14 protein-coding genes are annotated in these 13,258 nt (G+C 72.4%); 11 read left to right on the forward strand and 3 right to left on the reverse strand.

Going from position 1 to position 13,258, the window contains the following annotated elements:
* Window positions 1-155 precede the first annotated feature (155 nt).
* Complete coding sequence (locus tag ACGFRF_RS08765; RefSeq protein WP_393737902.1) at window positions 156-959, reverse strand: nuclease-related domain-containing protein; 804 nt, start codon at window positions 957-959, stop codon at window positions 156-158.
* Window positions 960-1,058: 99 nt separating this feature from the next.
* Between ACGFRF_RS08765 and ACGFRF_RS08770 the strand changes: the two genes are divergently transcribed.
* From ACGFRF_RS08770 to ACGFRF_RS08800, 7 genes are all read left to right on the forward strand, one after another.
* Window positions 1,059-1,565 carry a protein phosphatase gene (locus ACGFRF_RS08770; protein ID WP_393737903.1) on the forward strand — a complete coding sequence of 169 codons (507 nt, stop codon included), beginning with the start codon at window positions 1,059-1,061 and terminating at the stop codon, window positions 1,563-1,565.
* Between the two features lie 121 nt (window positions 1,566-1,686).
* The gene (locus tag ACGFRF_RS08775; protein ID WP_393737904.1) at window positions 1,687-2,421 is read left to right on the forward strand and encodes a hypothetical protein; all 735 of its coding nucleotides are present in this window, start codon (window positions 1,687-1,689) and stop codon (window positions 2,419-2,421) included.
* Window positions 2,418-3,662, forward strand: coding sequence for an ATP-binding protein (locus ACGFRF_RS08780; RefSeq protein WP_393737905.1), 1,245 nt, complete (start codon window positions 2,418-2,420; stop codon window positions 3,660-3,662). Before ACGFRF_RS08775 ends, ACGFRF_RS08780 begins: the two co-directional genes overlap by 4 nt.
* 317 nt (window positions 3,663-3,979) lie before the next feature.
* Window positions 3,980-4,414: an SH3 domain-containing protein gene (locus ACGFRF_RS08785; RefSeq protein ID WP_393737906.1), complete on the forward strand. Its 435-nt coding sequence runs from the start codon at window positions 3,980-3,982 to the stop codon at window positions 4,412-4,414.
* Between the two features lie 43 nt (window positions 4,415-4,457).
* A complete protein-coding gene (locus tag ACGFRF_RS08790) occupies window positions 4,458-5,819 on the forward strand; it encodes an FtsW/RodA/SpoVE family cell cycle protein (RefSeq protein ID WP_393737907.1) in 1,362 nt (453 codons plus the stop codon).
* A gap of 23 nt (window positions 5,820-5,842) precedes the next feature.
* A complete protein-coding gene (locus ACGFRF_RS08795; RefSeq protein ID WP_393738302.1) occupies window positions 5,843-7,300 on the forward strand; it encodes a penicillin-binding transpeptidase domain-containing protein in 1,458 nt (485 codons plus the stop codon).
* Window positions 7,301-7,344: 44 nt separating this feature from the next.
* Window positions 7,345-7,866: a DUF3291 domain-containing protein gene (locus tag ACGFRF_RS08800; RefSeq protein ID WP_393737908.1), complete on the forward strand. Its 522-nt coding sequence runs from the start codon at window positions 7,345-7,347 to the stop codon at window positions 7,864-7,866.
* Here the strand turns inward: ACGFRF_RS08800 and ACGFRF_RS08805 are convergent.
* Complete coding sequence (locus tag ACGFRF_RS08805; RefSeq protein WP_393737909.1) at window positions 7,850-8,719, reverse strand: hypothetical protein; 870 nt, start codon at window positions 8,717-8,719, stop codon at window positions 7,850-7,852. The genes ACGFRF_RS08800 and ACGFRF_RS08805 overlap by 17 nt on opposite strands.
* Window positions 8,720-8,772: 53 nt before the next feature.
* Complete coding sequence (locus ACGFRF_RS08810; RefSeq protein ID WP_393737910.1) at window positions 8,773-9,882, reverse strand: ferritin-like domain-containing protein; 1,110 nt, start codon at window positions 9,880-9,882, stop codon at window positions 8,773-8,775.
* 123 nt (window positions 9,883-10,005) lie between these two features.
* Between ACGFRF_RS08810 and ACGFRF_RS08815 the strand changes: the two genes are divergently transcribed.
* From ACGFRF_RS08815 to ACGFRF_RS08830, 4 genes are all read left to right on the forward strand, one after another.
* The gene (locus ACGFRF_RS08815) at window positions 10,006-10,944 is read left to right on the forward strand and encodes a diiron oxygenase (RefSeq protein WP_393737911.1); all 939 of its coding nucleotides are present in this window, start codon (window positions 10,006-10,008) and stop codon (window positions 10,942-10,944) included.
* 143 nt (window positions 10,945-11,087) lie between these two features.
* Complete coding sequence (locus tag ACGFRF_RS08820; RefSeq protein ID WP_393737912.1) at window positions 11,088-11,738, forward strand: TetR/AcrR family transcriptional regulator; 651 nt, start codon at window positions 11,088-11,090, stop codon at window positions 11,736-11,738.
* Between the two features lie 10 nt (window positions 11,739-11,748).
* A complete protein-coding gene (locus ACGFRF_RS08825; RefSeq protein ID WP_393737913.1) occupies window positions 11,749-12,051 on the forward strand; it encodes a hypothetical protein in 303 nt (100 codons plus the stop codon).
* 112 nt (window positions 12,052-12,163) lie between these two features.
* Window positions 12,164-13,249, forward strand: coding sequence for an NlpC/P60 family protein (locus ACGFRF_RS08830; protein ID WP_393737914.1), 1,086 nt, complete (start codon window positions 12,164-12,166; stop codon window positions 13,247-13,249).
* Window positions 13,250-13,258: the final 9 nt, after the last annotated feature.

Genomic DNA, 13,258 nt, shown 5'->3' on the forward strand with positions numbered 1-13,258 from the left:
TGTTCCCATCCCGGGCCGTCACGTGCAGCGCCTCCACCTCCGCCGGTTTCCCCACGCCGCCCAAGCAGGCCGGGCTGCAGCGCCTCCACGCCTCCACGCCCACCAGCACCAGCACCAGCACCCAGCCGGGCCAGAGTGACCGCTCCGCCCCCGACCTACACCCGCGCCCAGGTGTTCCGGTCCCGGGCCATCGCGTGCAGTGCCTCCACGTCCGCCGGTTTCAGTACCCCGCCGAGGCGGGCCAGGCCGTCGAGCTCCGGGTCCTGGAGGATGCGTACCCGCCGGGGCTCGGCGGTCACGGTCAGGTGGGCCGGGCCCGCCAGGGCCAGCACCGGGTGGACCTCGGCGGTCAGGGCGTAGGAGGCGCGGTCGGCGTCGGCGCGCAGACGGCGCAGCACCGGCTCGGCCTCGTGGCGGCCCAGGGTGACCATCGGGTCGGCGACCAGGACCCGGGTCTTGCGGGCGTACAGGGAGTGCACGGCGAACAGGCCGCCGGAACCGATCAGCAGGTGGTGGATGCGGTCGCCGCCGGGGAGCGGCACCGAGTGCAGGGTGTGCCAGCCGGCGCCCTCCAGCCGGTCCAGGGCCTCGCCGACGGTCTGCTCGGCGGCCAGGGCGCGCCGGCGCGGGTCGGGACGCAGCCGGTGGGCGGGGCCGGGGTCGCGGTCGAGGGCGACGAGCAGGGCCTCGCCGGGGCGGTTGGGCGCCAGGTCGTCGTCCGGGTGCAGGGTCAGCCGGGCGAGTTCCGCCGGGGTCGGGACCGGGGGCGGGCCCACGGTCACCTGGCCGGTCAGGAATGGTTTCAGGGCCGCGAGCACGTCGTCCCGGCCGTCCTCGGCGAGCAGGTTGACCCGGCCCGTCTCCCGGTCGTACCAGGCGACGTTGCTTCCGTCCGGGCGGCAGACGTACAGCCGTTCCCGGCCGTGCCGAAAGGCCGGCACCACGCGCAGTCCGCTCATGCGCCATCACCCCTCGACCATGGGAACAGGCGGGGTGCTCCCGGGGCAAGACCGGTTACCTTGGATGACGGCCCTGTGTGGGGAGTTGGGGAGGCGCCGTTGCGGACCCGCGGAAAGCAGCCCGACGTACCGGCTCCGGAGCGCCCGTGGAACGAGATCGTGCCCGGCCTGTGGATGGGCGGGTACGAGTTCCGGGGCCGTTCGGGGCGGCTGGAGTTCGCCGTCGTGCGCGACGAGTTCGATGTGGTGCAGTCGCTGCTGCGGCTGCCGGGGTACGGGCCCGATCCGGGTGTGGAGCACCATGTGTGGCCGATTCCGGACGGTCCGCTGGACGGGACGCAGCTCGCCGGGGTGATGCGGCTGGCCCGCGCGGTGAACGAGACGCTGGACGCCGGCCGCGGGGTGCTCGTGCGCTGCTACCACGGCTACAACCGCTCGGGCCTGGTCATCGCGCACGCCTTGGTCCAGCGCGGGCGCTCGCCCGAGGAGGCGATCCAGCTGATCCGTGCCCGGCGCTCGGCGTGGGCGCTGCACAACCAGCTGTTCGTGGAGTACCTGCGGGCGGGCCTGTCCACCGTGCGGCTGCTGGAGGAGCTGGCCGAGTAGCCTCTCTCCCGGCAGCGCCACCGGATGCGCGAAAGGGACTTGCCCGAGGATCCGGGAACACTTCCCTGCGAACCCCCGGATTAAGGTGGAGGGGGATCGACCCCGACGCCCCAGGAGCACCGTGCCACCCCGTCGTCCCGCGCGCGCCGCCTTCGCCGTGGCCGCCGTCGCCCTGCTGTCGGCGACGGCGGCGGCCTGCGGGGACACCGGCGGGCTGCGGGACGCCGGCGCCACCCCGACCGCCGACAGTCCCGTCCGGCTCTGGCCGGACCTCAGGCCGGCGTCCAGCCCGGCCTACCCCTACGACGTGGCGACCCGGGCGACCGTCAAGGGGCTGGCGCTCCCCGGTGACGACATCCGGAAGGTCGATCCGGTGGACGTCGTCGAGGCGGAGATCGCGGCGCATCCCGACGACTACGGTTCCAAGGGCCCGTACCACGCGACCGTGGACCGGACGAAGGAGTGCCGCCCGGGCGGGGACAAGGCGCGCTGCCCGCTGCTGAAGCCGTACTACCGGGACCTCACCGGGGACGGCCGGGCCGACCTGACGCTCGGCTTCCGGCTCTACCCGACCAATCAGACGGCGGTGCGGGTCTACACCGTCGAGAACCACAAGCTGGTGCAGGTGCTGGCCGACAACGACGCGATCATGGGGGTGGAGCTGGCCGGCCGGGCGCTGATCGAGCGCTCCCCGGCCGACATCTCCGGCTACGAGTACCGCACCACCTGGCTGTGGGACCCGGAGCAGCGCGCGATGGTGTTCTCCCGCGACGAGTACCTGCACACCGGTGACGGCCGGCACGGCAGGACGCCGGCCCCGTCGCCGTCGGTCAGCCCCTCCGCGAGCGTGCGATGAGGCTCGCGCTGCCTCAGTGGGCCGGGACGCTCGCCGTGAAGGCTGCCGCGTTCATCACGGTGATGTGCTGCGCGCTGGCCGCGCTGCTCGGTGTCCTGGTGCATGTCTCGGTGACCAACCAGACCGTCGGCCAGGCCCGCGACCTCGCACTGTCCCGGCTCGCGGACGCCACCGATGCGTACGAGGCCGGGGACCGGCTGCTGCCGGGCGCCGGGGTGGACCCCGAGGGGCTGCCCGCGACGCTGCGGGCGCTGGCCGTGAGCGGCAGGCGCGGCACGATGGTCTCGGCGCACGCGGGGCACCCGATCATGTGGGCGGCGGGCCCGGCGGCCGGGCACCGGGCGCTCGCCGTGGAGGTCGACTACGCGCAGCAGTCCCGCACCATTGCCGGGCTCGACCAGGCGATCCTGTGGTCCTCCGGGCTCGCGAGCGGGGTGACCGTGGTGGTCGGCGTGTTCGCGGTGACCCGGGTGACCCGGCGGTTGCACGGCACCGCGCGCGTGGCCCGGCGGATCAGCGCCGGTGACCTGGACGCCCGGGTGGACGATCCCCGTACGAAGGACCCGACCCGCCCGCAGGACGAGGTGGCCGTGGTGGCGGCGGCCCTGGACTCCATGGCGTCGTCCCTGCAGAGCAAGCTGCTGAGCGAGCAGCGGTTCACCGCCGACGTGGCGCACGAGCTGCGCACCCCGCTGACCGGGTTGCACGCGGCGGCCGAGCTGCTGCCGCCGGGCCGTCCGACGGAGCTGGTCCGGGACCGGGTGGCGGCGCTGCGCACGCTCACCGAGGACCTGCTGGAGATCTCCCGGCTGGACACCGGCCGGGAGAAGCTGGAGGTGGACACCGAGGAACTGGGGGCGCTGGCCGGGCGGGTGGTCCGGGCGTCCGGCACGGACACCGAGGTGCGGATCGTGCGGGACGCGCGGGTGGAGACGGACCGGCGGCGGCTGGAGCGGGTGCTGGGCAATCTGGTGGCCAACGCGCACAAGCACGGTGCCCCTCCGGTGGTGCTGACGGTCGACGGGCCTGTGGTGACCGTGCGGGATCACGGGGCCGGCTTTCCGGAGTACCTGGTGGCGCACGGGCCGCAGCGGTTCCGTACGGAGGGTGGGGCCAAGGGGCACGGGCTCGGTCTGACCATCGCGTCGGGGCAGGCGGAGGTGCTGGGGGCGCGACTGTTCTTCGGGAACGCGGTGGACGGGGGCGCGGTCGCGACGCTGACGTTGCCTTCGGCGGATTAGCGGGGTGGGCCGGGGCCGCGCGGGTGCGACGCGGGGTGCGGGCCGTGCGTGGTCGATCGCGCCGTTCCCCGCGCCCCTTCCGGGCGCTTGCCCCGGGCGGCCCAGTCGAGACGCTGACGCTGCCTCCGGTGCATCAGCGGCGCGGGCCGAGGGCGCGCGGGTGCGACGCGGGGTGCGGGCCGTCGGTGGTCGATCGCGCCGTTCCCCGCACCCCTTCCGGGCGCTTGCCCCGGGCGGCCCAGTAGGGCGCGCAGCTCGGCTGGAGCACTCCTAATGTGGCGGTTAATCAGGATTCGCCCGCTTTCCGGAGGTACTCCATGCCCCTGTACTCCTCCCTTGCCCGTGGTCTCGCCACAGCCGCGGTCGGCGGGGTTCTGGTCACCGGCGTCGCGGTCGGTCCGGCCGTGGCCGACAACGGTGGGGACAACGGCGATCCGGGCGTCACCCAGCAGGACAACGGCGGTCAGGGTAATGCGCCCACCGACAACACCGATCCGGGGAGCCTGAACGGAACCGGCCGCTACCAGGGGGGCGTCACGGCGCGAGGGGGCCTGTGGCTGCGCGACCGTCCGGACCGGGGCAGCCGGCGCGTGCGGTTGGTCCGCGAGGGCCAGGTCGTCTCGATCTACTGCAGGACCAGAGGCGACCTGGTGGGCGGCAACTCGCTCTGGTACCTGCTCACGGACGGCACCTGGGCCTGGGGGTCGGCCCGTTACATCGCCACCTTCGGACCAACGCCACGCTGGTGCTGACGGGCACAGCACACAAGACGCCCCATTTGGGTAAGTTCCGGGCATGACGAAGGCCGGAACCACCGTGGCGGCGGCCCAGGCTCCCGCGTCCGCCGTACGCCTCCCCCGGCGCCGAGGCATCGAACTGGCCCTGATCGTGTTGGCCGTCCTGCTGTCCGTGTACGGCTACTGCGCGGTGGGGCTGGCACGGTCCGGCACCGTGCCGCCCGGTGCCGTCGGCTACGGGGCCGGGCTCGGCGTGCTCGCCCTGTTCGCGCACATCGCCGTCCGCATCCGGGCGCCGTACGCCGACCCGCTGCCGCTGCCGATCGGCGTGCTGCTCAACGGGCTCGGCCTGGTGCTGATCTACCGGCTGGACCTGGAGACCCCGGGCGACCGGGCGGCCCCCACCCAACTGGTGTGGTCCACGCTGGGGGTGGGGCTGTTCATCGCCGTCGTCCTGATGCTGCGCGACCACCGGTTGCTCCAGCGCTACTCCTACGTGTGCGTGGTCGCGGCCCTGGCCCTCCTGCTGCTGCCGATCCTCTTCCCGGCGGTCAACGGTGCCCGCATCTGGATCCGGATCGCCGGTTTCTCCTTCCAGCCGGGCGAGTTCGCGAAGGTGCTGCTCGCGGTGTTCTTCGCCGCGTATCTGGCCGACAACCGCAACGCCCTCGCGTACACGGGCCGGCGGGTGTGGTGGATGCAGTTCCCGACCGGGCGGGTGCTCGGCCCGATCGTGACGATCTGGCTGCTGAGCGTGGGAGTGCTGGTCCTGGAGCGGGACCTGGGCACCTCCCTGCTGTTCTTCGGGCTGTTCGTGGTGCTGTTGTACGTCGCCACCGGCCGCACCGGCTGGATCGCGGTCGGGCTGCTGCTGGCGGTGCTCGGCGCCTTCGCCGTCGGCCGTCTCGAGCCGCACGTGGGCGGCCGGATCGAGGACTGGCTGCACCCCTTCGCCACCATCGAGGCCGGGCAGGGCCCCAACCAGCTCTCCCAGTCCCTGTTCGCCTTCGCGGCGGGCGGCCTCCTCGGCACGGGCCTCGGGCTGGGGCACTCCATCCTCATCGGCTTCGCCACCAAGTCGGACTTCATCCTGGCCACCGCGGGCGAGGAGCTGGGCCTGGCGGGGCTCGCGGCGATCATCCTGCTGTACGCCCTGCTGGTGGAGCGCGGCTACCGGGCGGGCCTCGCCCTGCGCGAGCCGTTCGGCCGGCTCCTGGCGGTGGGGCTGGCCTCGATCGTGGCCTTGCAGGTGTTCGTGATCGCGGGCGGGGTCACCGGGCTCATCCCGCTGACCGGCATGGCGATGCCGTTCCTCGCCCAGGGCGGCTCCTCCGTGGTCACCAACTGGGCGATCGTGGCGCTGCTGATCCGGGTGAGCGACTCGGCACGCAGCCAGTACGACGGACGGGAGGCTCCATGACCGAGTACGGCGGCGGCCGGCCGATGGCCCGCTACATCCGGCACGCCTGCGCGTTCTGCGCCCTGCTGCTGGCGGCCCTGCTGGTCAACGCCGCCCGGGTGCAGCTCGTGCAGTCCGGCGTCTACGACGACAACCCGGCCAACCGCCGTGCCACGATCGCCCGTTACCAGCAGCCGCGCGGCAACATCGTGGTCGGCGGCGAGCCGGTCACCGGGTCCGTGGACACCGGCGAGCAGCTGCGCTACGAACGCACCTACCGCGACGGGCCGTTGTACGCCCCGGTCACCGGCTTCGCCTCGCAGAAGTACGGCACCGCCTTCCTCGAGCACGCGGCGGACGGAGTGCTGTCCGGCACCGATCCGATGCTGTCGCCGCTGCCTGTGTGGAACGACGTGACGCGCAAGCGCAGTCCGGGCGGGGACGTCGTCACGACGCTGAACCGGCGGGCGCAGGAGGCGGCGTACCGGGGGCTCGCCGGGCGCAAGGGTGCGGTGGCCGCGATCGAGCCGGCCACGGGACGCGTCCTGGCGCTGGTGACCAGCCCGTCGTACGACCCCGCTGAGCTGTCCGGCAACGGGGAGGCGGTGGCCTCGGCGTGGGAACGGCTCAACCACGACCCGGAGAAACCGATGCTCAACCGGGCGGTGCGGCAGACGTATCCGCCGGGGTCGACGTTCAAGGTGGTCACCGCGGCGGCGGCGCTGGACGCGGGCGTGGTCACCGATCTGGACGCGCGGACCCACTCCCCCGACCCGTACCGGCTGCCGGGCACCAGGACCCGGCTGACCAACGAGGCCGACGGCTGCAAGGACGCCTCGCTGCGGACGGCCTTCGAGTGGTCCTGCAACACGGTGTTCGCCAAGCTGGGCGTAGACGTGGGGGTGCGGGACATGGCGGCCATGGCGGGGGCGTTCGGGTTCAACGACTCCGGCCTGCGCATTCCCTTCTCCGTCTCGCCCAGCACCTTCGACCGGCACGTGGACAAGGCGCAGCTGGCGCTGTCCTCGATCGGGCAGTACAACACGCGGGCGACGCCGTTGCAGATGGCGATGGTCGCGGCGGCCGTCGCGGGCGACGGCCGGCTGCGGTCGCCGTATCTGGTGGAGCGGACCACCCGGCGGGGCGGCGAGACGATCGCCGGGTCCGGGGCGCATCCGGCGCGGGAGGTGATGCGGCCGTCCACGGCCGCCCGGCTGAAGGAGCTGATGACCGATGTGGTCGAGGAGGGCACCGGCACCCGGGCGGCCATTCCCGGTGCCACGGTGGGCGGCAAGACCGGCACCGCCCAGCACGGGGTCGGCAACTCCGGTGTGCCGTACGCCTGGTTCGTCTCATGGGCGCAGGCCGACGGCGCCCTGGAACCGGGGGTGGCGGTCGCGGTGGTGGTGGAGGACGCCTCGGCGAACCGGGGCGAGATCAGCGGCGGCGGGGACGCGGCGCCGATCGCGCAGGGGGTGATGCGGGCGGTTCTCGGCCTGTGAGACGGGGGGTACCGGGACGACCGGGGCCGACCTACCGTTCGGTCATGACGGATACGGCAGCCTCGTACGAACTCGCCCAGGTCAACATCGCTCGCCTCAAGTTCCCCCTGGACTCGCCCGAGTTGAAGGACTTCGTCGACGGACTCGACCCCGTGAACGCGGCGGCGGACGCCTCCGACGGCTTCGTCTGGCGCCTGCAGAGCGACTCCGGCAACGCGACCGACATCCCCGTCCTCGGTGACGAGTGGCTCATCGTCAACCTGACGGTGTGGCGGGACACCAACGCGCTCACGGCGTTCATGTACCAGGGCCTGCACCGGGAGTTGCTGGCCCGGCGCAGGGAATGGTTCGAGCGGCTCGAGGAGGCGGTGACCGCCCTGTGGTGGGTGCCGGCCGGCCACCGCCCGACGGTCGCCGAGGCGGAGGACCGGCTGCTGCACCTGAGGGCGCACGGCGCGACACCGTACGCCTTCACCCTGCGGACGTCCTTCCCGCCCGGGGAGACCGGTAACGCCGGCGAGACCGGTAACGCCGGGGAGGCGGTGGCGGTCAGCCGATCGGCTTGACCGCCTCCGAGCGGATCCTGAGGGTCTGCTTCGCGAGCGCCTCCAGGTCCACCTCCGACGGGTCCTGCGTCACGCCCTCCGTGGTCACCTCGGCGACCGTGGCGCCCGTGTTGCCGTCGGCCCAGGCGCACATCGGCAGGGTGACCTTCGTGCCGACCTGGTTCTGGGTCAGCACCTCGCAGCTGATCGTGACGTCCAGGTCGAACTCCTTCGGGGGAACGGCGACCTTCGCCCCGGCACCCTGGGCGGCGCCCTTCATCATGTTCCGGCGGGCCGCGTCGGTGTTCTTGAACCGGCCGTACATGCCCGACACCACCAGGGTGCCCTTGCTCTCGTCACCGCCCAGGGTGTAGCTGCCGACGACCCCGTGCATGTCCTTGGCGTCCCAGGCCCCGTCGGCCTCGTCCTCGATCTTCTTGCCCTCGGAACCGGAGAGGTCCTGGGCGAGTTCGTACTTCCCGTCGACCAGCGTCTTGGGCAGGGTGAGCTTGTTCTCGGCCTCGGGGAAGCCGCTCTCGGCCACCACCCCGATCAGGACGAGCACCGCGACACCGGCCGCGATCACACCGCCCACGATCCCGAGGATCAAGCCGACCCGGCGCTTCTTCGGAGGCGGGGCCGGCGGCGGCGCGCCCCACGCGGGGTACGGCTGCTGAGGTTGGGGCGCCCCCGGCGGGTACGGCTGCTGCTGGGGGTACGGGGAGCCGTACGGGCCGGGGGCGGCCTGCGGGGGCTGCTGACCGTAGGGGGGCTGGCCGTACGGGGGCTGCTGACCGTAGGGCGGCTGCTGACCGTAGGGGGGCTGCGGCTGGTTCGGATGCTGCGGCTGCTGCGGCGGCGGAGGCATGGACACGCCAGCACGCTACTGCACACGGGTGAAGGGACCGGCACCGCGCCCCGCTCCGGTCAGGGCTCCCCCGCCGCCGAGTCGATCGCCTCCCGCACCTCGGCCACCCGCTCCCGCTCCTCCACGGCGAACCGCTCGGCGTCCAACCGCTCGGCCAGCTCCTCGTCCTGCGCCATCAGCAGGTCCAGGCTGGAGTCGCCCATCTCGAAGACGCCCATGTCGACATAGGCCTGCTGCAGCCGCTTGCCCCACAGGCCGATGTCCTTGACGCAGGGCACGATGCGGCTGAACAGCAGTCTGCGGAACAGCTGGAGGAACTCCGAGCGCTCGCTCAGCGCCTCGGCCTCGGCCTTGGGGATGCCGAAGTTCTCCAGCACCTCCACCCCGCGCAGCCGGTCGCGCATCAGGTAGCAGCCCTCGATGACGAACTCCTCGCGCTCACGCAGCTCGGCGTCGGTGAGCTGCCGGTAGTAGTCCCTGAGCGCCATCCGGCCGAAGGCCACGTGCCGGGCCTCGTCCTGCATGACGTACGTCAGGATCTGCTGGGGCAGCGGCTTGGTCGTGGTGTCCCGGATCATGCCGAAGGCGGCCAGCGCCAGGCCCTCGATCAGCACCTGCATCCCCAGGTAGGGCATGTCCCAGCGACTGTCGCGCAGGGTGTCGCCCAGCAGCGACTGGAGGTTGTCGTTGATCGGGTAGACCAGCCCGATCTTCTCGTGCAGGAACCGGCCGTAGATCTCGGCGTGCCGGGCCTCGTCCATCGTCTGGGTCGCGGAGTAGAACTTGGCGTCCAGGTCGGGCACCGACTCCACGATCCGCGCCGCGCAGATCATCGCGCCCTGCTCGCCGTGCAGGAACTGGCTGAACTGCCAGGAGGCGTAGTGCCGGCGCAGTTCGCCCTTGTCCTTGTCGGTGAGCTTGTCCCAGTACCTGGTGCCGTACAGGGACATGGCCTCCTCGGGCGTGCCGAGCGCGTCGTACGGGTCGACCTCCAGGTCCCAGTCGATGCGCTTGTTCCCGTCCCACTGCTTGTCCTTGCCCTTCTGGTACAGGGCGAGCAGACGGTCGCGGCCGTCGTCGTACTCCCAGCTGAACCGGGCCGCGCCGCTCGCGGGCACCTGCCAGGGGGAGTCTCCCGGGTCGTAGGCGTACAGGTCTTGGGTCGGCATACCTCGCAGGCTCACACGTAGACGCGGAGTCAACAAGTCGTGCGCAAGGGATTGACGGCCTTGCTGACAGGCAGTCTCATAAGAGGCAGGACGACTACCCCCGGGTAACGAGGTGAGGGAGCCATGACGACCCTGACGGAAGCCGACGCGCTGGACGGTCTGCGCGACGCGCTCGGCCTGCTCAAGGACCGGGAGCAGGTGGCCGAACGGCTGCTCGTCTCTTCCGCCAAGCACTCCTTCGACCCGGACAAGGAGCTGGACTGGGACGCGCCCTTCGAGGAGGGCAAGTGGTTCTGGCCGCCGGAGCTGGTGTCGCTGTACGACACCCCGATGTGGAAGCGGATGAGCGAGGAACAGCGCATCCTGCTCTCCCAGCACGAGGCCGCCGCGCTGGCCTCGCTCGGCATCTGGTTCGAGATCATCCTGATGCAGCTGCTCGTCCGGCACATCTACGACAAGGCGGCGACGAGCGCGCACGTGCGGTACGCGCTCACCGAGATCGAGGACGAGTGCCGACACTCGAAGATGTTCGCGCGGCTGATCTCTCACGGCGGCACGCCCTGGTACCCGGTGAGCCGCGTCCACCAGAACCTCGGCCGGCTGTTCAAGACCATCTCGACGACCCCCGGCTCCTTCACGGCCACCCTGCTCGGCGAGGAGGTCCTGGACTGGATGCAGCGGCTGACATTCCCCGACGAGCGGGTGCAGCCGCTGATCCGGGGCGTCACGCGCATCCACGTGGTCGAGGAGGCGCGCCACGTCCGGTACGCCCGTGAGGAGCTGCGACGCCAGATGGTGACCGCGCCGAAGTGGTCGCAGGAGTTCACCCGGGTCACCTCCGGGGAGTTCGCCCGGGTCTTCTCGGTGGCCTTCGTCAACCCCGACGTGTACACGAACGTCGGCCTCGACAAGCGGGAGGCCATGGCCCAGGTGAAGGCGAGTGCGCACCGGCGGGAGGTCATGCAGACGGGCGCGAAGCGGCTGACCGACTTCCTGGACGACATCGGGGTGCTGCGGGGAGTCGGGCGGCGGCTGTGGCGGTCGTCGGGGCTGCTGGCCTGACGCGGCCCGCGGGTGGTGGGCCGCCCGCGCTCCTGAGGTCGGGGGCGCCCCTGGCCGGAAGGGGTACGGGGATCTGCGCGACCAGCCACAACGGACCGGCGGACGACGACGGCTCGGGCCGGGCAGCGATTAGGCTGACGGCCATGACCCCGTCGGCCACCCCCGCCTACCGTCGGCTGAGCGTCGAGGAGCGCCGAAGTCAGCTCCTCGACGCCGCCCTGTCCCTCTTCGCGCACCGCGCCCCCGAGGACGTGTCGCTGGACGACGTGGCGGAGGCGGCCGGGGTCTCGCGCCCGCTGGTGTACCGGTACTTCCCCGGCGGCAAGCAGCAGCTGTACGAGGCCGCGCTCCGCTCCGCCGGCGAGGCACTCCAGCACTGCTTCGACGAACCCCGCGAGGGCCCGCTGCTGCCCCGGCTGTCCCGCGCCCTCGACCGGTATCTGACCTTCGTGGACGGGCACGACACCGGCTTCAGCGCGCTGCTGCAGGGCGGCAGCGTGGTGGAGACCTCCCGGACGACCGCCATCGTGGACGGGGTGCGCCGGGCCGCCGCCGAGCACATCTTCAGCCACCTGGGCGTCAGCGACCCCGGGCCCCGTCTGCGTATGACCGTCCGGATGTGGATCACGGCGGTGGAGGCGGCCTCGCTGATCTGGCTGGACGAGGACAAGCAGCCCCCGGTGGAGGAACTGCGCGACTGGCTGGTGGAGCAGTTCGTGGCCGTCCTCACGGTCACCGCGGGCCGTGACCCGCAGACCGCCGCTCTCGTCGGCGCGCTCGCCGAGGAAGGCTGAGACCGGAGCCGTGAAGAGCCAGGACACCCCCTTCGAAGGCGGCCCGCTGGACGGACGCGTGCTGCCCGTCCTGCTCGGCCCGACCGGGCACCCCCCGAAGACGTACCGCGTTCCAGTCCCGGACCCCGAAGGCGGCCCGCCCACGGTGCTGGTCTACCGCCGGGTGCCGCGCGGGCACAGCAGGCGGCTGGGGCTGATCCAGGGGTGGAAGTACGTGTACGACCCCGACGACACCTCCGGTGGCAGGCTCAGGTGGCCCTGGTCGAAGCCGCACATCGCGCCGTCCGGCAAGCCGGATGACGCGAACGGGTGAAAGCGTTGCGCCGAACCGCGCAGACTGGGCGCACAACCCGCACCGACACGTCTGATTATCACGTTGCGACGAGAGCCGGAGAGCCCGCTCTCCCCGCAACGGAGGTGATGACGTGTCAGGAAGGCTCCTGCGCCTGGCCTGTACGGCGGCTGTGGCGGCCCAGGCCGTCCTCGCGCCCGTGCCGGCGGTGGCCGCACCGGAACCGGAGCGGTCCGTCGCCCAGCTGCTGACGGACCTTCAGCAGCTGTACCGGCAGACCGAACAGGCCACCGAGACCTACAACGCCACCGCCGAGAAGCTGAAGCGGCAGCGCGCCGAGGTGTCCCGCCTCGACGGCGAACTGGCCCGCGCCCGCCTCGCCCTGCGCGGCAGCCGGACCGACGCCGGCCGCCTGGCCCGGCAGCAGTACCAGAACAGCACCGGACTCGGCCCCTACGTCCGCCTGCTCCTCGCCCGCGACCCGCAGCACGCGCTGGACGAGGGCCATGTCATCGGCGAGCTGACGCGCGAGCGGGCCCGGACGGTGGCACGGCTGACCGCCACGGAGAAGCGCAAGGACGCCCTGGCGCGCGCGGCCCGCAAGGCGCTCGACACCCAGCTCACCCTCGCCGACCAGCAGAAGAAGCAGCGCGACGGCGTCCACGCGAAACTCGCCGACGTGGAACGCCTGCTGGCCGCCCTCACACCCGGCCAGCTGGCCGCGATCGCCCGGCTGGAACAGCAGGGGGTCACCGAGGCCCAGCAAAGACTCACCACCGCGGGCGCCCTCCCCGCCGACCGTCCCGCCTCCACCGAGGGCGACCGCGCCGTCCACTACGCCATGGACCAGCTCGGCAAGCCGTACCGGTGGGGCGCGGAGGGCCCTTCGGCGTACGACTGCTCGGGCCTGACCTCACAGGCCTGGACCCACGCCGGCACCCCGATCCCGCGCACCAGCCAGGAGCAGTGGCGGCAACTCAGACGGGTCCGGCTGACGGAGCTGCGCCCGGGCGACCTGGTCGTCTATTTCCCCGAGGCCACGCACGTGGCGATGTACGTGGGCGGCGGCAGGGTCGTACAGGCACCGAGACCGGGCGAGCGGATCAAGGTCTCCCCGCTGGCGTCCTACCCGATCCTCGGCGCGGTCCGCCCTGACGCCGCCCCAGGGACCGGCCCCGAGGGGCGCGGAGTGGCGCACGACCGGCCAAAGCCGACCTGAAACCGCCGA

Origin of the sequence: Streptomyces sp. NPDC048521, from assembly GCF_043199855.1 — a bacterium.
Classification (GTDB): domain Bacteria; phylum Actinomycetota; class Actinomycetes; order Streptomycetales; family Streptomycetaceae; genus Streptomyces.

Bases quoted from the DNA above. Each gene is read 5' to 3' on its own strand.
- ACGFRF_RS08800 (WP_393737908.1), top strand. From the start codon at position 7,345: ATGACGGATACGGCAGCCTCGTACGAACTCGCCCAGGTCAACATCGCT.
- ACGFRF_RS08810 (WP_393737910.1), bottom strand. From the start codon at position 9,882: ATGCCGACCCAAGACCTGTACGCCTACGACCCGGGAGACTCCCCCTGG.
- ACGFRF_RS08795 (WP_393738302.1), top strand. From the start codon at position 5,843: ATGGCCCGCTACATCCGGCACGCCTGCGCGTTCTGCGCCCTGCTGCTG.
- ACGFRF_RS08785 (WP_393737906.1), top strand. From the start codon at position 3,980: ATGCCCCTGTACTCCTCCCTTGCCCGTGGTCTCGCCACAGCCGCGGTC.
- ACGFRF_RS08820 (WP_393737912.1), top strand. From the start codon at position 11,088: ATGACCCCGTCGGCCACCCCCGCCTACCGTCGGCTGAGCGTCGAGGAG.
- ACGFRF_RS08790 (WP_393737907.1), top strand. From the start codon at position 4,458: ATGACGAAGGCCGGAACCACCGTGGCGGCGGCCCAGGCTCCCGCGTCC.
- ACGFRF_RS08780 (WP_393737905.1), top strand. From the start codon at position 2,418: ATGAGGCTCGCGCTGCCTCAGTGGGCCGGGACGCTCGCCGTGAAGGCT.
- ACGFRF_RS08765 (WP_393737902.1), bottom strand. From the start codon at position 959: ATGAGCGGACTGCGCGTGGTGCCGGCCTTTCGGCACGGCCGGGAACGG.
- ACGFRF_RS08815 (WP_393737911.1), top strand. From the start codon at position 10,006: ATGACGACCCTGACGGAAGCCGACGCGCTGGACGGTCTGCGCGACGCG.